Origin of the sequence: Parasphingopyxis sp. (assembly GCF_052168295.1) — a bacterium.
GTDB lineage: Bacteria > Pseudomonadota > Alphaproteobacteria > Sphingomonadales > Sphingomonadaceae > Parasphingopyxis.
Genome location: NZ_JBQLZN010000031.1, coordinates 14,369 through 35,795, shown reverse-complemented (window position 1 = coordinate 35,795; position 21,427 = coordinate 14,369). Strand labels below are relative to the sequence as shown.

23 protein-coding genes are annotated in these 21,427 nt (G+C 63.5%); 12 read left to right on the top strand and 11 right to left on the bottom strand.

All coding sequences use genetic code 11. The features are described 5' to 3' along the window. Window positions 1-9: 9 nt before the first annotated feature. Entirely contained in the window at window positions 10-1,368 is a 1,359-nt protein-coding gene (locus ACTS1Z_RS05030; protein ID WP_442623350.1) for a TrkH family potassium uptake protein, read from the top strand. Here ACTS1Z_RS05030 and ACTS1Z_RS05025 read toward each other — a convergent pair. The 3 genes from ACTS1Z_RS05025 to ACTS1Z_RS05015 form a co-directional block, all read right to left on the bottom strand. After that, window positions 1,356-2,732, bottom strand: coding sequence for an amidohydrolase family protein (locus ACTS1Z_RS05025; RefSeq protein ID WP_442623349.1), 1,377 nt, complete (start codon window positions 2,730-2,732; stop codon window positions 1,356-1,358). The two genes, ACTS1Z_RS05030 and ACTS1Z_RS05025, sit on opposite strands and share 13 nt — an antisense overlap. 173 nt (window positions 2,733-2,905) lie before the next feature. Then, a complete protein-coding gene (locus ACTS1Z_RS05020; RefSeq protein ID WP_442623348.1) occupies window positions 2,906-3,727 on the bottom strand; it encodes a LytTR family DNA-binding domain-containing protein in 822 nt (273 codons plus the stop codon). 99 nt (window positions 3,728-3,826) lie between these two features. Next, the gene (locus tag ACTS1Z_RS05015) at window positions 3,827-4,720 is read right to left on the bottom strand and encodes a restriction endonuclease (protein WP_442623347.1); all 894 of its coding nucleotides are present in this window, start codon (window positions 4,718-4,720) and stop codon (window positions 3,827-3,829) included. A 166-nt stretch (window positions 4,721-4,886) separates the two neighbouring features. On the opposite strand from ACTS1Z_RS05015, the gene uvrA reads away from it, so the two are divergent. The 4 genes from uvrA (at window position 4,887) to ACTS1Z_RS04995 (ending at window position 10,731) form a co-directional block, all read left to right on the top strand. Then, window positions 4,887-7,796 (top strand): excinuclease ABC subunit UvrA, encoded by a 2,910-nt coding sequence (gene uvrA, locus ACTS1Z_RS05010; RefSeq protein ID WP_442623346.1) that lies wholly within the window; start codon window positions 4,887-4,889, stop codon window positions 7,794-7,796. 394 nt (window positions 7,797-8,190) lie between these two features. Next, on the top strand, window positions 8,191-9,189 hold the full coding sequence (locus ACTS1Z_RS05005) for a DUF2806 domain-containing protein (protein ID WP_442623345.1): 999 nt from the start codon (window positions 8,191-8,193) through the stop codon (window positions 9,187-9,189). A gap of 48 nt (window positions 9,190-9,237) precedes the next feature. Continuing rightward, window positions 9,238-9,654, top strand: coding sequence for a hypothetical protein (locus ACTS1Z_RS05000; RefSeq protein WP_442623344.1), 417 nt, complete (start codon window positions 9,238-9,240; stop codon window positions 9,652-9,654). A 339-nt stretch (window positions 9,655-9,993) separates the two neighbouring features. Then, complete coding sequence (locus ACTS1Z_RS04995; RefSeq protein WP_442623343.1) at window positions 9,994-10,731, top strand: hypothetical protein; 738 nt, start codon at window positions 9,994-9,996, stop codon at window positions 10,729-10,731. Window positions 10,732-10,916: 185 nt separating this feature from the next. Here ACTS1Z_RS04995 and ACTS1Z_RS04990 read toward each other — a convergent pair whose 3' ends face one another. After that, the gene (locus ACTS1Z_RS04990) at window positions 10,917-11,888 is read right to left on the bottom strand and encodes an SAM-dependent methyltransferase (protein ID WP_442623342.1); all 972 of its coding nucleotides are present in this window, start codon (window positions 11,886-11,888) and stop codon (window positions 10,917-10,919) included. 52 nt (window positions 11,889-11,940) lie between these two features. On the opposite strand from ACTS1Z_RS04990, the gene ACTS1Z_RS04985 reads away from it, so the two are divergent. After that, window positions 11,941-12,366: a CHRD domain-containing protein gene (locus tag ACTS1Z_RS04985; RefSeq protein ID WP_442623341.1), complete on the top strand. Its 426-nt coding sequence runs from the start codon at window positions 11,941-11,943 to the stop codon at window positions 12,364-12,366. A 13-nt stretch (window positions 12,367-12,379) separates the two neighbouring features. Continuing rightward, window positions 12,380-12,997 (top strand): YybH family protein, encoded by a 618-nt coding sequence (locus ACTS1Z_RS04980; RefSeq protein ID WP_442623340.1) that lies wholly within the window; start codon window positions 12,380-12,382, stop codon window positions 12,995-12,997. Between the two features lie 6 nt (window positions 12,998-13,003). On the opposite strand, the gene ACTS1Z_RS04975 is transcribed toward ACTS1Z_RS04980, so the two are convergent. From ACTS1Z_RS04975 to ACTS1Z_RS04960, 4 genes are all read right to left on the bottom strand, one after another. Continuing rightward, entirely contained in the window at window positions 13,004-13,987 is a 984-nt protein-coding gene (locus ACTS1Z_RS04975; protein WP_442623339.1) for an NAD(P)/FAD-dependent oxidoreductase, read from the bottom strand. Continuing rightward, on the bottom strand, window positions 13,984-14,406 hold the full coding sequence (locus ACTS1Z_RS04970; protein WP_442623338.1) for a DUF3429 domain-containing protein: 423 nt from the start codon (window positions 14,404-14,406) through the stop codon (window positions 13,984-13,986). The genes ACTS1Z_RS04975 and ACTS1Z_RS04970 overlap by 4 nt, the downstream gene beginning before the upstream one ends. Before the next feature lie 4 nt (window positions 14,407-14,410). Continuing rightward, entirely contained in the window at window positions 14,411-14,626 is a 216-nt protein-coding gene (locus tag ACTS1Z_RS04965; RefSeq protein WP_442623337.1) for a DUF2256 domain-containing protein, read from the bottom strand. Window positions 14,627-15,087: 461 nt separating this feature from the next. Further along, complete coding sequence (locus ACTS1Z_RS04960; RefSeq protein WP_442623361.1) at window positions 15,088-15,531, bottom strand: cupin domain-containing protein; 444 nt, start codon at window positions 15,529-15,531, stop codon at window positions 15,088-15,090. A gap of 96 nt (window positions 15,532-15,627) precedes the next feature. Between ACTS1Z_RS04960 and ACTS1Z_RS04955 the strand changes: the two genes are divergently transcribed. From ACTS1Z_RS04955 to ACTS1Z_RS04935, 5 genes are all read left to right on the top strand, one after another. Then, the gene (locus tag ACTS1Z_RS04955; RefSeq protein ID WP_442623336.1) at window positions 15,628-16,179 is read left to right on the top strand and encodes a rhodanese-like domain-containing protein; all 552 of its coding nucleotides are present in this window, start codon (window positions 15,628-15,630) and stop codon (window positions 16,177-16,179) included. A gap of 167 nt (window positions 16,180-16,346) precedes the next feature. Then, on the top strand, window positions 16,347-16,994 hold the full coding sequence (locus ACTS1Z_RS04950) for a hypothetical protein (RefSeq protein WP_442623335.1): 648 nt from the start codon (window positions 16,347-16,349) through the stop codon (window positions 16,992-16,994). 90 nt (window positions 16,995-17,084) lie between these two features. Beyond that, window positions 17,085-17,345: a hypothetical protein gene (locus ACTS1Z_RS04945; RefSeq protein ID WP_442623334.1), complete on the top strand. Its 261-nt coding sequence runs from the start codon at window positions 17,085-17,087 to the stop codon at window positions 17,343-17,345. Between the two features lie 165 nt (window positions 17,346-17,510). Then, window positions 17,511-18,194 (top strand): hypothetical protein, encoded by a 684-nt coding sequence (locus ACTS1Z_RS04940; RefSeq protein WP_442623333.1) that lies wholly within the window; start codon window positions 17,511-17,513, stop codon window positions 18,192-18,194. Window positions 18,195-18,223: 29 nt separating this feature from the next. Further along, window positions 18,224-19,435, top strand: coding sequence for a cupin domain-containing protein (locus ACTS1Z_RS04935; RefSeq protein WP_442623332.1), 1,212 nt, complete (start codon window positions 18,224-18,226; stop codon window positions 19,433-19,435). Window positions 19,436-19,509: 74 nt separating this feature from the next. Here ACTS1Z_RS04935 and ACTS1Z_RS04930 read toward each other — a convergent pair whose 3' ends face one another. The 3 genes from ACTS1Z_RS04930 to ACTS1Z_RS04920 form a co-directional block, all read right to left on the bottom strand. After that, on the bottom strand, window positions 19,510-19,803 hold the full coding sequence (locus ACTS1Z_RS04930; protein ID WP_442623331.1) for a hypothetical protein: 294 nt from the start codon (window positions 19,801-19,803) through the stop codon (window positions 19,510-19,512). Between the two features lie 161 nt (window positions 19,804-19,964). After that, entirely contained in the window at window positions 19,965-20,711 is a 747-nt protein-coding gene (locus tag ACTS1Z_RS04925) for a TSUP family transporter (protein ID WP_442623330.1), read from the bottom strand. 60 nt (window positions 20,712-20,771) lie between these two features. Next, complete coding sequence (locus ACTS1Z_RS04920) at window positions 20,772-21,362, bottom strand: hypothetical protein (RefSeq protein WP_442623329.1); 591 nt, start codon at window positions 21,360-21,362, stop codon at window positions 20,772-20,774. Window positions 21,363-21,427: the final 65 nt, after the last annotated feature.

Sequence of the window (21,427 nt, the reverse complement as noted above, 5' to 3'; positions counted from 1 at the left end):
GGCCGGATCGTGGCGCAGGACGGGGAGAGCGCCGCACGAGAAGCGATCGGCGGACGGACGATCCGCCTGCCCCCGCCCGCGCTGCTCGCCCTGCTCTACGCCACCTTTATCACGGCGGGCGCGCTGCTCCTCAAGCTGCCGAGCGCGACGACCGAACCGATTACTTGGTCGGACGCCTTTTTCACCGCGACCTCGGCGGTCACCGTTACCGGGCTCGTCGTCGTCGATACCGGCAGCGCCTTCACGCTATTCGGCCAGATCGTCGTCGCCACGCTGATCCAGCTTGGCGGACTGGGCCTGATGACCTTCGCCGTGCTCGTCCTCGCCTCGCTCGGCCTGCCCATCGGCATGCGTCAGCGCGTCTATCTGCGCGAGGATCTCAACCAGACTTCGGTCAGCGAGCTCGTCTATCTCGTCTTCACCATCCTCAAGGTCGTGCTGGCGATGGAGGCGATCGGCATCGCTGCGCTCGCCTTCGTCTTCGTGCCCGAATTCGGCTGGGGCGAAGGCATGTGGCACGCGGTCTTCCACACCATCTCTGCGTTCAACAATGCGGGCTTCGCGCTGTTCCCGGACAGCCTGACGCGCTGGGCGACCGACCCGATCGTCAATATCACGGTGCCCGCCCTCTTCATCATCAGCGGCATCGGCTTCGCCGTGCTGTCCGACCTTGCCCGGACCCGCGCCTGGCGGCCGCTGACGCTGCACAGCAAGCTGATGCTGTCCGGCACGCTCGTCCTGATCCTGCTGTCAGTCGTCGGTTTCGCCGCGCTCGAATGGAACAATCCAGGCACGCTCGGCCCGCTCGAAAGCGCTGGCGACAAGCTGTGGGTCAGCTGGTTTCAGGGCGTCACCACGCGCACCGCGGGTTTCAACACGACCGATACCGGCGCGATGTACGATGCGACGACGATGACGACGATGGGACTGATGGTGATCGGCGGCGGCAGCACATCGACCGCCGGCGGCATCAAGGTGACGACTTTCGTCGTGCTCATCCTCGCGACCATTGCCTTTTTCCGCCGGCGCGAGCGGATGCGCGCCTTCGGCCGCAGCCTCGGCCCGGAACAGGCGTTCAAGGTCATGGCGCTGACGACCGTCGCGATCTTCCTGATCCTGACCAGCATCTTCGCCATCTCGATCAGCTGGGAGGGCGAGTTTATCGACCTCGCCTTCGAGGTGACGAGCGCGTTCGGCACGGTCGGCCTGTCGCGCGGGGCGACCGGCGAGCTCGACGAATTCGGCCGCGCCGTCATCATGCTGCTGATGTTCCTCGGCCGCGTCGGCCCGCTGACCTTGGGCTTCTTCCTCGCAACGCAGATCCCGAGCCGCATCCGTTATCCGGAGAGCAAGGTCTATCTCGGCTGAGCGGCCTGCCCGACCCAGGCGCCGCCCAGCATAACAGCGGCCACGGCATGGATATTGGCGATATCCTCCAGCGGGTTTGCGCTGAGAAACAGAAGATCCGCCCGCGCGCCTTCGCGGACGCGGCCGATATCCTCCCGGCCGAGCGCCAATGCCGGATTGACCGTGGCGGTGGCTAGCGCCTCGTGCGGCGTGAGGCCGAGGCGGACGAAAAATTCAAGCGCCTGATGCAGGCTGCGTCCATAGCCCTGGCAATCGGTCGGCGCATCGCTGCCCGCGAGGAAGCGCACGCCCGCCGCGCGCAATTCGCGATAATGCTCGGTGAGGTTCGCGATCATCCGCGCGCGCAGATCGGCTGGTATGTCGGCGAACTGACCGAGCCCCGTGGCACAGGATGCCCGCGCCGCCGGAGAGAGCTCGGCCAGCTCGACTTCGCCGACAAAAAGATCGAGCGGCAGATCGAGATGCGGCGTCGGCGCGACGAAAACACCGGCCTCGCCCATCTCCGAATAGAGTGCGCGGCAGGCGGTAGCGTCGCGGCCCGCATAGAGCGCGTCGAAGCGGCGGTAGCGCGCTTCGTACCCGCCCTCCATCCAGGCGCCGAGCACAGACGTCATCGCGCTGTTTCCCGCCTCCGTGCAATCCTTGAACAGGTTGACATAGCCATGCTCGATCCACGTCATGCCGGCGGCGACGGCGTCGCGCGTCGAAACGGCAAAGGGGATGTGACCGGCGACCGGCAGGCCATTGTCGCGCGCCGCGGCGGTGACGGCGGCGAAGACTTCGGGCGTCACGCGGTTATAGACTTTGACGAAGTCGATCCCCTCGCCGGCGAGTTCGGCGATCAACGCCGCGGCATCCTCGGGCCGTTCGAGATGGATTTCGAGGCCGCTGCTCCAGGGTACGGGCGAGCCGTCGATCAGCGGCCCGGCATAGACCATGTGCGGCAGATCGCGCCGCGCGCGCAGCTCCGCGGCGAGTGGCAGCAGGTCGCGCCGCATGCCGAGATCGCGCACACCGGTCACGCCGTGCCTGAGATAGCGCGCCAGCCGGTCCGTGATCAGCATGCGCGCGATATCGGGCGGCAAGTCTGCCGGATTGGGCGCCGAAGCATTGTCTGAAGCGGCTATATGCGTGTGCATATCCCACAGGCCCGGCATGACGAAAAGACCGCTGCCGTCGACGCGCTCGTCCCCTGGCTCAGCGACGGACTCGCCATGAGGAAGGATGGCCGCGATCCGTCCGTCCGCGATCACGATATCGCGCCCGGCGATCACGCCCGCGACATCCATCGGTATCACTGAGACATTGCTGACGATGATTCGCTCGCCTGTCCGCGCTTCGGCCCATGCGATACGCGGATACAAACCCAACGCGACGACCAACAACAGGGCGAGCGGCAAACATGATAGACGGGCGGCAAAAACCGGCATCAGTGCATTCTCCAAGCTGCCCGGGACGCTATGATTTCGGCGGGATCGCACCCGAAAAACTCGGTGAACGGACATCGCGCGCCCGCCAATGGACACCGGTTTCGGGGTTACAGCAGCCGTTCGCGGATCGCCTTTGCGCCCGCGCGGCTCGCGACGACCGTTTCGCCGCCCTCCATGTGCAACGACAGCCGCCCGCTACCCGCAGGCTCAATTCGTGCGATCCGATCAATGTTCACAATGTGCGAGCGATGCACGCGCATAAAGCCGTCGCCCAGCGCGCGCTCCAGTTCGGCGAGCGTCGTGCGCAGCATATGCGTCCCGCTGACCGTGCGGACCTCGGCATAATCGTCGGCCCCGGCAATCTGGACAATGCGGTCCGGATCGAGCGGACGGATATCGTCGCCCTCCTTGATGAACGGCCGCGCGGCCGGGGCAGCGCCCGCCGCATCGCCGCCACCCGCTTCGCGTGCGGCCGCGGTCTTCTCGGCCGCGATTTCGAGATGCACGGCCATGGCGATCACCGCGTAGAGCAACAGGCCCTGATAGAGCTGCCAGGCGGCCGCGGGCCCGAGAAAGGGCGCGACGGAAAACACGACCGGACTCCCGTTGGAGGTGATCGCGAGCAGGATCATCAGCAGCCAGAACCAGAAAACGGTGAACAGCGCCGCGAGCAACACATGGCCCGCGAGCGTAACAAGCGCGCCGCGATCGGCCAGCGCTCCCCGCCAGAGCGCACGGATGACGAGCGCGCCGATCGCCACCGGCACGATATTCGCAAGCACATCCAGCGCCATTTTCCCGGGCTGCGCATTGCCGGTGACGAGGAAAATTACGGCATAGGCCAGCGCGAGCAGCACCAGTCCGGCAAAGTAGAAACCCGGACGCCCGGGTTTGAGCCGATCGGCCGAAAAAGTGGATTGCAAGGCCATCGGGCCGTTTATTCGCAAGCAACATACAATCGCAAGATGGTCGTCGGGGCGCGCATGTTTGCAAACCGGCGGATCGGCAGGGCCGACCGCAGTTCCTCGTCAGATCTCCGCGAAGAACTCCGGTACGATGTCGATTTCCTCGCGAACCACTTCACGCACTTTGACTCCCAAGCGCCTTTCCTTGAGGAGCTGACACAGCGCCTCGCCGTCGATCAAGTCGATTGCCGGGGCGCCGTCTCGCGTTGCTTCCTTGCGCGCATCGGCGGTAAAGGTCCCGGTCGTGATAATAAGCCCCTTATCGGCGCGTCCCTGCATCGCGCCGCGAAAATCACGCACCGTGCCGGTCGGGACCGATCCCGAGTAGCGCTTGCACTGGAACAGCACCTGAAAGGAAATCAGGTTCATCCGCAGTACGCCGGCGCCGTCAATACCGCCATCGCCCGATTTGCCGAGTACCTCGACCCGGACGAAACCGCTCTCGCGCAGCAAGCGCTGGGTCAAACGTTCAAACGCGTCTGGCGCCATCGACCGCACGGTTTCAAGAAGCACATCGCTCCAATCACGCGCGGCCTCCGCCTCGTCCTCATCGCCTTCTGAATCGGCAACGATCGCATCGAGATCGGCAGCCATGGCCTCGCGTTCCGCAAGCTGTGCGGCGCGGCGGCGCGCTTTGGCTTCTCGAATCCGGTCGCGGATGGTTTCAGCGGGCAGCTCGATCGCCGCCCGCCCGGCCTCGGTCAACACCCAGATGCCACGGCCGTCATTCGATACGAATTCGGGAAACTTCAGATAGCTGCGCGCCCAGGACATCTTGTCCGTGATGATGGTATCGCCGCTGACTTCATAGGTCTCGTCGAGCTGATCCTGGGTGAAGCCGAACCGCTCGATAAGCTTTTCCTCGATTTCCTCTATCGATCCGGACCCGCCGAGATCGCGCAGAACCTCCAGCGTCGGTAGATAAAAATCGTCCTTCTTGATACCGGCGCTGTTCATCGCGTTAGGCTCCCTTGCCCATTTGACTATCCTCTGCCGCCCCTTGGGTCTACCGGGTACGCCTCCTATCTGGACCGAGAGAAACGCCCTCTTGCCCTTGCAGAACAAATCTGGAACAAACTTGCCCCATGTCCCTCACTAAAATTACGAAGCATAGGTTTGCCATATGCTGACCAAAATCCAAGTGCGCGGCGCGCGCGAGCATAATCTCAAGGGCGTCGATATCGATCTGCCGCGCGACAAGCTGATTGTGATTACGGGGCTGTCGGGGTCGGGCAAGTCGAGCCTCGCCTTCGATACCATCTATGCCGAAGGGCAGCGGCGGTACGTGGAATCGCTCAGCGCCTATGCGCGGCAGTTTCTCGAGATGATGCAGAAGCCCGATGTCGAGCATATCGAGGGGCTCTCGCCGGCGATCAGCATCGAGCAGAAGACGACGAGCCGCAATCCGCGTTCGACCGTCGCGACCGTCACCGAGATCTACGATTATATGCGACTGCTCTGGGCGCGGGCGGGCGTGCCCTACTCGCCCGCGACGGGCGAGCCGATCGCCGCGCAGACGGTCAGCCAGATGGTCGATCGGGTGATGCAGCTCGAAGAGGGCACGCGCTTCTATCTGCTCGCGCCGGTCGTGCGCGGGCGCAAGGGCGAGTATCGCAAGGAGCTGGCCGAGTGGCAGAAGGCCGGCTTCACGCGCGTGCGCGTCGATGGCGAATTCTACGACATCGAAGAGGCGCCGGCGCTCGACAAGAAATTCAAACATGACATCGAGGTGGTGGTCGACCGGCTGGTGGTCCGCGAGGGGATGGAGACGCGACTGGCGGATTCGTTCGAGACGGCGATCCGGCTGGCCGACGGGCTGGCCTATGTCGATCTCGCGGACGGCGTCGTGCCCGGGCGCGAAGATGGCGAGGCTGATGGCGGCAAGATGAAAGGCACGGGCCTGCCCGACAACCGCATCGTGTTCTCCGAGAAATTCGCCTGCCCGGTGTCCGGCTTCACGATCGAGGAGATCGAGCCGCGGCTCTTTTCGTTCAACGCGCCGCAGGGGGCCTGCCCGGCCTGTGACGGGCTGGGCGAGAAGCTGGAGTTCGATGTCGACCTCGTCGTGCCCAATGGCGAGCTGTCGCTCAAAAAGGGCGCGGTCGTGCCCTGGGCCAAGTCCAACCCGCCTTCGCCCTATTATATGCAGGTGCTGGGCAGCGTCGCGAAGCATTTCGAATTCTCGCTCGATACGCCGTGGAACGAACTCAGCGAGCATCACCGCGATGTCGTGCTGCACGGGACGCAGGGCCTGCCAATCACGCTCAGCTTCAAGGACGGGCGCAAAAGCTATGACGTGAAGAAGCCGTTCGAGGGCGTCATCGGCAATCTCAACCGCCGCATGATGCAGACCGAGAGCGCCTGGATGCGCGAGGAACTGGGCAAGTTCCAGACGGCCGCGCCTTGCGAAGTGTGCGGCGGCGCGCGGCTCAAGCCCGAGGCGCTGGCGGTGAAGCTCGGCGAAGAGGATATCTCGATGAGCGCGCGCCGCCCGGTCGGCCAGGCGCTGGCCTGGTTCGAGGCGCTGCCGGAGAAGCTTTCCGAAACCCAGCTCCAGATCGCGACGCCCATCCTCAAGGAAATCGTCGAGCGGCTGGGCTTTCTGAATAACGTCGGCCTCGATTACCTCAATCTCGACCGCAGTTCGGGCACGCTATCGGGCGGGGAGAGCCAGCGCATCCGCCTAGCGAGCCAAATAGGTTCAGGATTGTCCGGCGTTTTATACGTTTTGGATGAACCGAGCATCGGCCTCCACCAGCGCGACAATGATCGCCTGCTCGCCACGCTCAAGCGGCTCCGCGATCTCGGCAATACGGTCATCGTGGTCGAGCATGACGAGGATGCGATCCGCAGCGCCGACCATATCGTCGATATGGGCCCGGGCGCGGGCGTCCATGGCGGGGAGGTCGTCACCGCAGGCACGCTCAAGCAGATCCTGCGCGCGAAGAAGAGCCTCACCGCCGATTATCTCAACGGCCGCAAGGAAATCGCCGTCCCCGCACAGCGCCGCACGGGCACGGGCAAATCGCTGAGGCTGAGCGGCGCGACGGCCAACAACCTCCAATCGGTCACCGCCTCCATCCCGCTCGGTACCTTCACCTGCGTCACCGGCCTCTCCGGCTCGGGCAAATCCACCTTCACCATCGACACGCTCTATGCCGCCGCCGCGCGCTCGCTGAACGGCGCGCGCATCGTCGCCGGCAAGCATGAAAAACTCGAAGGCCTCGAATTTCTCGACAAGGTGATCGATATCGACCAGTCGCCGATCGGCCGCACGCCCCGCTCCAACCCCGCCACCTATACCGGCGCCTTCACCGCGATCCGCGACTGGTTCGCGGGCCTGCCCGAGGCGCAGGCGCGCGGCTACAAGCCCGGGCGCTTTTCGTTCAACGTCAAGGGCGGCCGCTGCGAGGCCTGCCAGGGCGATGGCGTGCTCAAGATCGAGATGCACTTCCTGCCGGACGTCTATGTCACCTGCGACGTCTGCCACGGCGCGCGCTACAATCGCGAAACGCTGGAGGTGAAGTTCAAGGGCAAGAGCATCGCCGATGTGCTCGACATGACGGTCGAGGATGCGCACGAATTCTTCAAGGCCGTCCCCCCGATCCGCGACCGGATGGCGATGCTCGAACGCGTGGGATTGGGCTATATCAAGGTCGGCCAGCAGGCGACGACGCTATCGGGCGGCGAGGCGCAGCGCGTGAAGCTGTCGAAAGAGCTGTCGAAACGCGCGACCGGCCAGACGCTCTACATCCTCGACGAGCCGACCACGGGCCTGCATTTCGAGGATGTCCGCAAGCTGCTCGAGGTGCTCCACGCGCTGGTCGAGCAAGGGAATACCGTTGTTGTGATTGAACATAATTTGGACGTCATAAAGACGGCCGACTGGATACTCGATCTCGGACCGGAAGGCGGTGATAAAGGCGGCAAAATCATAGCGGAAGGCCCGCCTGAGAAAGTTGCGGCAACCAAGGGAAGTTACACCGGCGGGTATCTCAAAGACATGCTGGGCAAGGGTGCGGCGAAGGGCTGAGTCGCCGATAGGCCGGACAGTCTGGGGGACTGTCCGATCGAGCATATGCGAAGCACGATGTGATCAAAACGGCCGACCATATCCTCGACCTCGGCCCCGAAGGCGGCGACAAGGGCGGGACGATCGTCGCGCGCGCAGGGGACGCCGGAGGAAGTGGCGGCAACCAAGGGCAGCTATACGGGGGAGTATCTGAAGGGGATGCTGGCCGGTTAGGTGATTTTCCCGCCGGAGCATCGGTATGGGCCGAAACCATATGGGAATGTATTTGATTGTTATGCTGTAATTTCTAGTTTTCTATGAGCCAAAATTTCGACATTTAGACATCGCATAGATATCCCTTTAGAATAAAAATTCTCAATTGTCTGGACAATCAGATTTCGGTTAAGGCAAAAAATTGGAAAACGATCAAGACCCTCTTTCCGGCGAGCTTTCTGTCGAAGTAAAACTTGATGAGAAAGGCGTAAAAGCGGCGGCAAAAAGCCGCGCTATAGTTGCCATAGACCGACTCCTCGGCGGAATGATTGATATACCAGGTGGGTACATTGAGGGAATTTCGAGACGGCAGCGAGTTCGCAATCAAGTGCGAGAGCAACTGCTTCTTGCTGAGGGGCAAGCTGCGCTCGATAAAATCGGCGAAAAACCAAATTTTGGGCAGCGGATCATCGAAAATTTTGCTGATGAACTCGCGGATAAGCGCATTAACCGAGAGAACATTGCTTACGAAGCAATTGAGGATTTAAGAGAAAAAAGCCAAGACGATATATCAGAATCAGGGTCAATAGATGATGACTGGATGAACATGTTCAGCAGCCATGCCGAGAAAGCGTCCAGTGACCATATTCAAAAGTTGTGGGGTAGAGTGTTAGCAGGTGAGATACGAAAACCTGGATCGTATTCTCTTTCAACATTGAGATTTATTTCCGAGTTAGATAAAGAAATTGCGTCTACGTTTGATGAAATAGCAAAAGAAAGAATTTCTGACGACTTTTTGATCAAACCAGATGAGATGGTTGGTCAGAAGCTGATAGATCTTATTTTCATGGAAGAGATAGGCCTGTTACAAAATGTTGCTGGGCTCGGAGGAATTGAGCTTGAGATTAATTTCGATTCAAAAGGAATTCATTATGAAAGACGAGAAAATCTTCTGCTCATAAGCAGAGGAAAGGCGAACAAGAAATTCAAGATGCCTGTTATCAAGATCACGAGGATAGGGAGGGAAATCTGCTCCATTCTCCCAAAATCCAGTCCTATGGTCGTCTTAGAAAGCATAGGCGATTTTATGACAAAGCACGCCGAATATGTTGAGATTGCTATTATACTAGAAGAAGATAAGAGAACTGGCGCCGTTAGACATAGCACTCACAAGATTTTAAAGAGAGAAGAAGAATCTTAGGTGAAATTTCGGAGCCAATGATGCAGAAAATTCAGATCGAGGTGTAAGGTGGCTGAATCCGAGGAAACTGTTGAACAGTCGCAATTGCTCCGTTCAATTTCGGACGGCGTCAGGGAAAGTTCTGAAAGATATTTTGAGCACGCAGAGCAATTTGCTAACTTGGCGCCCGTTCGAAGGGTCAGCTACTTTGGTTTCTTTCTAGTCACCGCGGCTTTCGGGACCTCATTTGCGTCAGCAGCTTTGCCCTATTTCACTTTCTCTGAAGCGATATCGATCGCAGCGCTGATTGCTGGCGTAATTGTCATATTAATTGGCGTCGCTGGAGAGGCGGCGATTGGTATTGCATTGGGACGTGCGGCTATGAATCAAGCGCAATCTCTTCGAGAAGAGGCCGACCGAATTGACAATGAAGGTCGTGGGTTTTTCAAGAGCCTAATTAGCAGAAGTGATGTTAGTGCGGAATAGTATAGCCAGTTCGGCTAGCTTGTTAGGATAGCTCCTGCATACCCTATTCCCTTGCAATGTAGGATATCATCTGACCTACCCTGTTGGATGACAAACACCGAAAACCCGCAAAATCCAGAACTGTGCTCCGGCGAAGGCCGGAGCCTAGGCCCGCACTCTCCGCGCGATCCTGTGCCGGAGGAACTGGACTCCGGCCTGCGCCGGAGTACGGATGCCCCTCACACCCTCCCCGCCCCCGCCACGCCCGCCGATCCCGGATGGACGCCCGCCCGCCAACGCTATTTCCTCTCCCGCCTCGCCGATACAGGCAATGTGCTCGGCGTGTGCCGGGAGATGGATATGTCGCGGCAATCCGCCTACGCGCTGCGCGCGCGGGACGCGGCGTTCGCGCGGGCCTGGCAGGGGGCGATGCTGCGCCATCGCGATGCGCTCGTCGATATCTGCATGGAGCGGGCGACGCTCGGGGTCACTGAAGAGATCGTCGTCGATGGCGCGCTGGTCGAGCGAACGAAGCCCGACGGGGCGATGCTGCGCCATATGCTGAACCGGGCGGACCGGCTGTGCGACGACGGGACGTTCGCCGCGCGGCCCGCGCATCAGAGCGAGCTGCATTTCGAAGCCTTGCTCGATTGCGTCGATCCGGACGAGACGGTGCAGGCCGAGGGCGGACCGCCGGATCGCGCGGAGCTGCTCGCCTGTATCGCGGAGAGCGCGGAGCTGGGCTGGGACAAGCGCGATTATCCGGGGCTGTGCGCGCCGGGTTCGGTCCCGCGCGCGGCCGAGCCGGATCCGCTGGCCCGTTTCGCGAGCGAGGAGGACGCCGCCGATGCGGTGATCGCGTACAAATATCTGCTGACGATGCGGCCGGAGGAGGTCGACATTTCCGATCTCGATCCGGCGGCGGTGGACGAGTGGACCGAGGAGCAATGGCTGCGCGCCGAACATAGCGGCCTCGCCGACCGGCTGTTCGGCGAGGATGAGGGGCTCGGCGGCGCGGAGGAGACGGAGGATACGGGCGGCGGCACGGAAACGGAGAGTGCGCCGGAGCGGGACCGGGAGCGCGGCGGCGACCCCTGACCTGTGTCAACCAGTGTCAACCGGATGGGGGTGGGGAATCTGTTTGTCAGACTCGACCTTTCGGCCGGGCGCCGCAGTTTATTTGTCAGACCTCGGCTACGCCTCGGCGCGGCACCGGCCGCAAGGTCGAGTCTGACAAAAGATTCTGCCGCGATTTCCCGAAAGGGAAATTCTGACAAATAACCTCACTCCGCCCGTTCGGCCCGCCAGCCGGTTTCGCCCGCGATTCCCTCGCCCGAAACCGTGCCCGCATAGTCCTGCGGTCCGGCATCGCCCTCCAGCCGAAACGTGATGCGCGGGCCCGTGATCCGGCCGTCGGCGATCGCTGTGCGACTGCCGTCCGACAGGGTCGCGGTGCCGGTGAAGAACTGGAACTCCTGCTCGATATCGAGCAGCGCCTCGCCGTCTGTGCCCGTCATCCGCCAGCGGCCGTCGATCCGCGCGGGCACGATCCAGAGATAGGCATGGGCGCCACCGACCCGCACCCGGTCGTCCGCCTGCCACTCGCCCATGTCGAAGGCGTGAGAGACGATCCGCGCGCCGGGCGCCATCTCGGCGAGGATGCGCGGGCGCAGGCGCAGATTGACCTCGGGAAGGAGGAACATGGTCAGCACATCGGCGTCGGCGATCTGCGTCTCGAACAGGTCTTCGGTGCGGAACGCGGTGCGCTCCGCCACGCCGGCGGCACGCGCATTCTCCTCGGCTTCCGCGACCAGCACCGGATCGATATCGACGCCGAGGCCGCTCGCCCCGAAATCGCGCGCCGCGGCGATCAGGATGCGCCCGTCCCCGGTGCCGAGATCGATCACCCGGTCCGCCGGCGTCACCTGCGCCATCCTCAGCATCGCGGCGATCAGCTCGGGCCGGGTTTCGGCATAGGGCACGTCGAGCGCGGGGGCGGAGCCGAACAGCGTATCGAAGGAGCAGCGCGCGCTGGTGACCGAGAGGCAGCGCATGCCGAGCAGCGCCGCGGCGGTGAGCAGCGCCGCGAGCCCGAGGCCGATCGCCTTTGCCTGCCAGCTGCCTATGCCTCCACGCTCCCACCCGGCGGCCGGACGGCCCGGCCGGGGCGGACGATAGCAGCGTGTGGCGGACAGCGGTAGCGATAGCGAAACCTCTCCCCGGACGTGCAAAAAGCGGCTATGGTGCAGCATCATGAACCGGGCGGCGGCGCGGGGCGGCCGCCTCGATCAGTCTGGGAGAATGCTCATGAAGAATGCTGTGGTTATGCTGGGCGCGGCGTGCGCCCTCGGGCTGGCCGGACCGGCCCTTGCGCAAGAGTCGTACAGTGCCGACCTGACCGGTGCGGCCGAAGTGCCGGGGCCCGGCGATCCGGACGGCGCGGGCATCGCGACCTTCGATTGGGACGATGAGCAGGAGCAGCTCTGCTACGCGCTGTCGATCGACGATATCGATCCGGCAACGGCCGCGCATATCCATCGCGGCGGGGCGGGCGAAGCCGGGCCGCCGGTCGTGACGCTCGGCACGCCGGATGCGGCGGGCGGCGCGGACGGCTGCATGGAGATCGAATCGGCGCTGCGCCGCGAGATCCGCGACAATCCGGGCGACTTCTACGTCAATATCCATAACGAGGAATTTCCGGCCGGCGCGGTGCGCGGGCAACTCGAACGCTAAGGGAGACGGGGCAATGCGAACAGGGGCAATGGGCGCGGCGGCGCTGGCGGCGGCGATGATCGCCGCGCCGGCGCAGGCCGAGGATTATGGCTGGGCCGACGACTATCGCGCGCAGGCGGAGCGGGACGGCTGCCCCGGCGTGTTCGACGACCAGGGGCATGGGCCCGATATCGGTAGCGCGGAATATGAAGCGGCCTGCCAGTATCAGCGCGATCTCGCCGCGGTGCGCGCGCATACGGCGCGCTGGCAGGCGCTCTACGAGGCCGGCGATTTCGACGCGATGGCCGATCTCTATACGCCGGACGCGGTGTTGATGACTGCGGACGCGCCGCGACGCGACGGACCGGAGGCGATCCTGGCGCCGCTGCGCGCGAGCTACGAGGCGGGCTGGCGGAGCACCATAGATTTCCTCGAGGAAGATCTGGCGATCGACGGCGACCGGGCCGACCTCATCGCGCCCTACTGGCTGACGATCCAGCCGCCCGGTGAAGATGCGGAGCCGATGGAGGTGATGGGCCGCAGCTGGCTGACCTTCCGGCGCGGCGAAGACGGCGAATGGCGGCTGTGGCGCGACATGGACAATCGCGCGCCCGATGTGACGGCGGAGATGCGCCCGGCGCGGGCGGAGTAGCACCGGTTAGAGCAGCGGCACGAGTTCGTCGGCGAGCGCCATCGCGCTGGTAAAGGCGGCTTCGACGCGGCCGTGGATGCACCAGTCGCCACAGGCGGCAAGCCGATTGGCGGGATCGATGAGCGCGGGCGGACCGTCGCGCTTGGGCAGGTTCGCATAGCGCCAGCGATGAAGCGCGACATGCGACCCGCCGGCAAGATCGTTGCCGGTCACACGACTCGCCTCGGCGATCAGATGCGCGGTGACATCTTCGGGATCGTCCTCGATATGCGCATCGGCCCAGGCATTGGTCGAATGGACGAGCAGCGAGGGGGCGGTGTCACGCCCCGGCTTGGCGCTGTTGGCCGACATCCAGCTGATATCGGCATTGCCCACATGCGCCGCATCCCAGTCTAGGGGTAACGGATCGTCGAAGCCGAGCATCAGCGCGAAACAGGCGCGCATCGGCGCATCGGCCATGGCTTGCCGGTGCGCGAAACTCTCGGGCAGCAGGTCGAGGCTCTGCGGCGCGGGCGCGGTCGATACGCACCAGTCGAACTGGCCGAGATCGGCCCCCGATTCGTCGGCCAGCGCCCAGGCATCGCCCGCCCGGTCTATCGAACCGATCCGCGTGGCGAGCCGGATATCGAGGCCCCCGGCCAGATACTTGGCCAACGCACTCATCTTCGGCACGCCAACATAATGCGGGCGGTCCGCACCCCATTGCCAGCGCCGGACGGGTTCGGGTCCGTCGAAGTCGACGAAGCGCGCGTCCCAGCGAGCCACGATCCCGGCATCGACGGCCGGCGCGAGAAAGGACTGAAAACGCTGCGACTGCGCGGTAAAGAACTGCGCGCCGTGATCGAACTGCCAGAGATCGGCCCGGCGCGTCGCCATCCGTCCGCCAACGCCCCGCGCCTTTTCAAAAAGCGTTACCTCCGCGCGCTCGCGCACCGCATGTGCAAGGCTGAGCCCGGCGAGACCGGCGCCGATAATGGCGATACGCGTCATGCGAAGAGCGCCGTGACAAGCAGCGCAGCAATGACGATGGCGCTGACACCCAAACGGGTGCGCCAATAGGCAGTATCGATAAAGCCCGCTTTCAGAAGCCGCCGGTCGGTCGCTAGCAGGATCGCAAACAGCGCCGCGAAAGCGATCAGTGCGTACGGCAGTTGCAGCGACAGGAACGCGAGCCAGCCGAGAATCGCGATTCCATTGCTGGCGATGGGCAGGCCGATGCCGATTTCATCACCCTTGGACAGATATTGCCCCCAATGGACGCCCGCCATGAAGGACGCGATAGTCAATGCCCAGGCGGTTGCGATCTGCGGCCCCGAACCGAATCCGGGCACGGGCGCCGCTCCGGTCGCGGCCAGCACTGCGCCGGCAATGAAGGGCAGTGTGCCGGCATAGGCCAACGCGGCAAGCATGCGGCTATTCATGGGTGGCGGTCTTGCGATTGCGGCGGCAGCGTTCCGAACAATATTTGACCTCGTCCCAGACCGCGCGCCATTTCTTGCGCCAGGCGAATGGCCGGCCGCAGGTCGCACATATCTTGCTGTCGAGATCGCCCTTTTTCACGAAGGCCGTGTCTAGCCGCTTGCCGGCCGGGGTAAAGCTGTTCTCCGGTGCAGCATGTCTGCCGCCCAAATGAAAATGGGGGCTGATCCGAGGATCAGCCCCCACTGCGCCGAGCGCCGGGTTTGGATCGCCCGAAGGCTTTCCAGTCCGCGCTCAGGCACGGCGGACAGTTCCAACATCCGAAGATATCTTTCCTGTCCTAGCTGTTTTCCAATTTATCGCCTTGTCTTCGCTTGCACGATGACGGTGCGAAAATCTTCCAGACAGCTCGCTCCTCTTCTTTCCTGCTTCGCTCGCGGTCCGCAGTCAGTCCGATTTGCGGTCTTCCGTTCCGGCTTCGGTCGTTGCCTTCCGTCGCTTTCCCTTCCGACGAATTGAAAGTGTCATGCGCTTCCGAGTCGCGCCAAGCGAAAAATGACATCGAATTAGGAGGATATCGGGGATAACTCGCTAAACTGTTGATTCGATTGTGCGAATTTGCCCAAAATTTTCATGCTGCAGCTATTGTGCGCAGCATAGACGGGGGATCGTCATGCGGTGCCGGGCACCCAATCGGGCGGCGCCAGCGTAAAGCCTTCAAAGTCGAACCCCGGCACGACGATACAGGTGACAAGCGTATAGCCCGCTCGGGCGTCCGCGAGTCTCGCCGCCTGCCAATGATGCGCCGGCACAATCGCTTGCGGCGCGTGCCCGGCGCCCACGTCCGCGCCCAAGGTGACGGTGCGGCGATTGCCTTCATCCCGATCGGCCGTGTCGAGGAGCAGCGGATCGCCGGCGTGCCAGCACCAGATCTCCGTCGCATCGACCGCGTGCCAATGCGAGCGCTCTCCGGCCGCCAGCATGAAGTGAATGGCGGTGCCCACCGCTCTCTCGCCGTCCCGCGCATCCGCTCGCCACGTCTCCCGGTACCATCCGCCCTCGGGATGCGGCTTAAGGTCGAGCGCATCGAGCAATGCCCGTGCCGCTTCATTCATTGCCATTGCGGTCTTTCATACTCGTTCAGCGCATGCTCATCTTGCATCGCGCATCGACTTAGCCGGGTCGCGCCTGCTTGCCAAAGAGGCATTTCCATGCGCGCATTTCTTATGGGGCTCTGGGCGCTCGCCATCGCGGCGGTCCCGGCAGCGGCCCTCGCTGAAGATACCGGCACCACGGCTGTGGCGGCCCAGCCGACCAACCCGCAAATCGATTTCCCGGCATTCGTTACCTTGGCCGCCAATGTGCAAGCGGTGCGGGCGGACCGGCTGATCGATCTCGCGACGTTCCGGGAGATGGCAGACCGGCCCGACATATTGCTGCTGGACGCGCGATCGGCCGAGGCCTTCGCGCATGGTCATATGGACGGTGCCGTCAACCTGCCGCTGCCCGACTTTACCGCGCAGAGCCTTGCGGCGACGATCGGGCCCGAAGCCAACCGGCCGATCTTGATCTATTGCAACAATAATTTCGTGAACGACGTCGCGCCGGTCGTCCGCAAAGCCGTGTCGCTCGCGCTCAACATCCAAACGATGATCAATCTGCACGGTTACGGATATCCGAACGTCTACGAGCTCGGCGAGGCCGTCGATCTCGCAAATCCCGTTCTGCGATGGGTTACGGGACAGCCCGATGCGCGAATTTGAAGGGACATGAAACGTTCATGGGTCGAACATTTCGCAGCCGTCACAAGTGGCAGAAAGGAAACGCAAATGCGAGCGATTAGCAATAAGAGATTGATCTTTGACAGCTTTCTGAAGGAAGGTTACAGCCGGGCACGGGTCGCGAGTAACTTTGTGTGGAGTAGGGGCACATGAGCAAGAAACTCGACCGCAGATCGTTCCTGCGTCGCGTCGGTGCTGCAGCCAGTGTCGGCGCTCTGGGCGCCGTTGCCGGCGCGCCGGCTCGCGCTTTCCAGGTCACCGACAGCGATACCGGGCGCTATGCGGACCCGATCGGCCGTGGACGCGGCAGCAGCGGCGTAACCGACAGCGATACTGGGCGCTATGCGGACCCGGTCGGCCGCGGACGCGGACGTAGCGGCATAACCGACAGCGATACGGGCAGCTATGCCGATCCGGTCGGCAATGGCCGCGGCGGCGGGCGCACAGGCATCACAGACAGTGATACCGGAAGCTATGCTGACCCGGCCGGCAACGGCCGCGGTGGTCGCCGGTCCGGTATCACCGACAGCGACTCGGGCAGCTATGCCGATCCGGCCGGCAACGGCCGGGGCCGTACGGGCTGCACCGACAGCGATGGCGGCCGCTACGCCGATCCAGGTGGGCGCGGACGCCGCTGCGGCAGCCGCTCCGGTTACACGGATGCGGACAGCGGCAGCATGGCAGATCCAGGTGGTAACGGACGCGGGCCGCGACGCAGCTATCGCACCGGCATCACCGATGCAGATTCCGGGCCGACCCGCGACAGCGCGGGCTATGGCCGGGGAAGTGATCGTTAGCGGACTTCGGAAGCGGCGCTATGGTGTGCCGTTGAATGCGTTGACGACGAACCGAAGAGCCGCATTGTGCGGCAAGCAAGGGGGAAGACCATGAGTAAGAAGTTAGACCGCCGTTCTTTTCTGCGCCGTGTTGGCGCGACGGCCAGCATCGGTGCACTCGGCATCGTGACCGGCACCACCGCCGCACGCGCGCAGGTGACCGACAACGACACGGGCCGCAACTCGGACCCGGTCGGCCGGGGCCGTGGCAGCAGCGACCGGGCCGGGAACGGCCGCCGTTGCAGCGACAATGACGCTGGCGGCCGGGCCGATCCGGGTGGACGCGGCCGGGGCTGCACCGACAGCGACTAGAAGATAGCCCGGCATCGGCAGAGCGGTCCGCCGCGACCCGATGCCGGGCAATCGTCGCGCGGGACTATCACCCGGGCGACCATGAATTCGGCGGTGTTCACACCCTGTGAATGCCGCCTTATTACTATGCGCCAGCGATACGCATTTGTCTGAGGGGAAAGCGCAATGTCAGCAAAACTCAATCGTCGATCCTTTTTGAGCCGGGTGGGCGCGACCGCCAGTCTCGGCGCGATGGGCGTGGTGACCGGGGCATGCGACCAGCTCGGCCTCGGCGGCAGCGAAGACAATGAGACGAGCGGTACCGACCCCTCCGACGATCTGGCGCCCGAGGGCGGCGCAGGCGCATCGGAAACGGGTTCGGCCGGTTCCAACCGGCCCTCGCCCGGGTCGGAGACATCCGCACCGGAGAGCGGGCTCACCGATAGCGACAGCGGCGCGAGTGCCGATCCCGCAGGCAATGGCCGCGGCGGACCGCGCAATGGCGGTAGCGGCATCACGGACAGCGACGGCGGCGCGAACGCCGATCCCGTGGGCCAGGGACGCGGCGGCAGCGGCAATAGCCGCGGCATTACCGATAGCGACACCGGCGCCAATGCCGACCCCGTCGGCCAGGGACGCGGCGGGAACCGTGGCGGCAGCGGCACGGGCATGACGGACACCGACACCGGCACCAATGCCGATCCGGTCGGTCAGGGACGCCGGGCCAATACGGGCATTACCGACCGGGATACCGGGGCATCAGCCGATCCGCTGAACGGCGGCCGGGGCGGCCCGGGCAGCGTCCGCGGCATCACTGATAGCGACACCGGCGCGAATGCCGATCCGGTGGGACAGGGCCGCGGTAACTAGCGCCCGGCACCGAATATCTGGAAACGAACATGCACAAATATGATCCGACGCCGGGCCTGCCCGACGAATCGCGCGACGCGCTTGCGCGGGTTCTCGACCCCGTCGACCCCAGCGCCTTCTTCACCGAGACTTTCGAAGAGCGCGTATATCTGATCGAGCGCGAGGAGCCGGGGCGCTATGCCGATCTCGTTTCGGTCGACGTGCTCGACGCCTTTATCGCTGACAACCAGCTCTTCGAAGGGCAGATCGACGCGACCCGGGCGGAACCGCAGATCACGCGCGACGCCTTCACCCTCGCCAACGACCAGATCGACCGCAGCGCGCTGCTCCGGCTCTATCAAGACAAGGCGACGATCATCGCGCCGCACCTTCACAGCTATCACAAACCGCTCGGCGATTTCGTCCGCGCGCTCGAACCGGTGTTCAGCGCATCGGTGCAGACCAACATTTACCTGACCCCGCCCGGCGCCAAGGGCTTTCGCACCCATTACGACAATCACGACGTGTTCGTGCTGCAGGTCTCGGGCGCCAAAAGCTGGCGCATCTACGATGAACCTGTGGGCAAGCCATTTCGCGGCGAGGGCTTCGAGCCTGGCGTCCACGAGGTCGGCGATCCGACCGATGAGTTCGTGCTGCGCGCCGGCGACGCCGTCTACATCCCGCGCGGCATGATGCATGACGCCGATGCACATGATGAGGAAGCCTCGCTGCACATCACGCTCGGCCTCGTCACCAAGACCTGGGCCGATGTCGTACTCGAATCGATTTCGAAGGCGGCGCTGGAGACCGACGGGCTGCGGCGCGCCCTGCCGCCCGGCTATGCCAATCGCGACTTCGATCGCGGCCCGGCAACCGAACAGTTTCGCGCTTTCATCGCCGAGCTTGCCGAAAAGGCCGAGCTGGACGAGCCGCTCGACATCATCGCCGAGGATTATCTGAAATCCCGCACACCGGACATGGCGGGGATCGTCCGCCACGCGTCCAACCCGATCGCGGACGACCAGCAATATCGCGCCGATCCGAGCGCGCTCTATCGCATCATCGAGGATGAGGAGAGCGAGGAGTTCGCGGTCGTCACGCGCGGCGGCTCGAGCGAGTTTATCGGCACGAAGCGGCCGGCTTTCGAACGCGCGATGACCGGCGAACCCTTTGCGCGGTCGGATCTGGAAGGCATTGAGGACGATGATGCCGCAGACCTGATCCGCCGGCTGCTATCGCGCGGCCTGATCCGTCCGCTCTGATCGTGCCAGCCTGATCGCAGGGAGCGGACGTCGACGCGCGCGCCCGGCACCCCGGCCGCCCAGCACCCCGACGGTCAGTTCGATGCGAGTTCGATCGCGCGTATCTGCGCTTCGTCGATATCCGCCAGGCGGAAATACACCGCGCTGCCGTTCACCCGGCCCGATACGCGGCCCTCGCGCACGATGAGGCGGAATCGGGCGCCCGATGGATATTGCCGCCCGCTCAATATGCGACGGTCCTCGCGCTCTTCGACCTCGTACACATAGGTGATGCCGTCATGCTCGAAGCGCTGTTCGGATCCGGCATCGGCAAGCGCCGGCACGGCCATGACGGACAGGATGGCTGGGAAAATGCGGAAAGCTCTCATGGTCGGTCTCCAATGGCAGACTGTTACTGATCGCCATTTCGAAACATCGCTCTCCTGCGCTCTTGGATAGGCGCGACATGCTGCGCCGCACAATATGCTTTCCCGCACCTGGCGATGCACGAAATCAAATTTTTCGAAAATTGCGCGGTGCGGACTTTTCCTTACCCGCCAACAATTGCCAATCCACGCGCGAGATAAACGAGCCCGATCAGGGTGACGATCCAGCGGGTCCAACCGAGGAAGCTGGCATCCGACATCCGGTCGAGCACGGCCTTGCCGACGCGCGTGCCGAGCAAGGTCAGTGGGATCGCAAGCAATATGCCGAGCCATGGCAGCGCCTCACCGCGCACCGCCATGAAGAGCAACGAGCCATAGATGACGATCTTGGCCAGATGCGCGAAGACCTGGGTCAGCGCTTTGGTCGCGACGATCTGGTGCCGGGTCAGCGTCGTGCGCACGAAGAATATGTCGAGCAGCGGCCCGGCGACGCCCGCAACGAGGTTCGTGCCCGTCACCAGGACGCCCGAAGCGAAAGCGTGCGGCGGCCGCTGCGCATCGAGCGCAAATCGCTTCGCCGGCAGCCAGACCGAGAGCCCCACCAGCCCCAGCGCAACGAATACCAGGGCGCGGTCCGGCTGCCATTCGGTCAGCAGCGCGAAAAAGGCGATGCCCGTCACGAGCGAAGCGAGCGCGTACCAGCCGATAATCGGCCAGACGATATCGGTGCGGTTAAGCCAGGCGCGCCATCCGTTCGACACGATCTGGATGATGCCATGGGTCACGAACGCCGCGCTGACGGGCAGCAGCAGGACGAGCGCGCCCATCAGCACCATGCCGCCTGCCATGCCGAAAATGCCCGATAGCAGCGCCGTGAAAAAGGCGATGACCGGGAGCAGGGCTGTCAGCATGCGGCGCTGATACGGCTATCCCGTCGCGGCAGGCAATTGCCTTGGCCGCAATTACCCAACCTAACTTTCTTCCGCCCCGAACCGGTCGTCGCTGTCGATATGTTTGGGCAGGAACCAGCGCGCGATTATCGCGCCCGCGGCGACAAACATGATCGTATTGGCGATGAACCGGTAGACGTGGTGCGTCCAATCCTGATGATACCAGATCGGATCGCCGAGCATGGTGAATATGGAAGCCGCGAGCGCGAACAGGATCGTGATCGAGAGGCGTGCCCCGAAATCGCGCACATGGCCGGAAAGCGTGTAGAGGGCCGCGCCGAGCACAAGCGCGGATATCAGCATATGCACGAAGCCGCCGAGCAGCGACCCGGTCGCGCCGATGGCAAAGCCGCTGGAGTTGTAATGCACCATTGCGATGGGTCCGCGCGCATAGAGTTCGCTCTGCTCGCGCGATGCCGAGGGCTCGGGCACGACATAGGTGCCCGCGCCGTCGGCCGGCATATTGGCGGCGAGCGCGGTTTGTACGGCGGCGGCCTCGGTATCTTCCAGACTGTCGACATGAATGCTCGACAGCGGCGTCGCGAAAAAGATGAACCCCAAGATGAACATCGCGATCGCCCCAAGGATCGCGCCCGGAATGACTTTGATCATAAATCCCTCCCCTGGATAATGACGGGACGCTAGGCGCAACCAGTCCTCAATGGAAGGGAACCGAT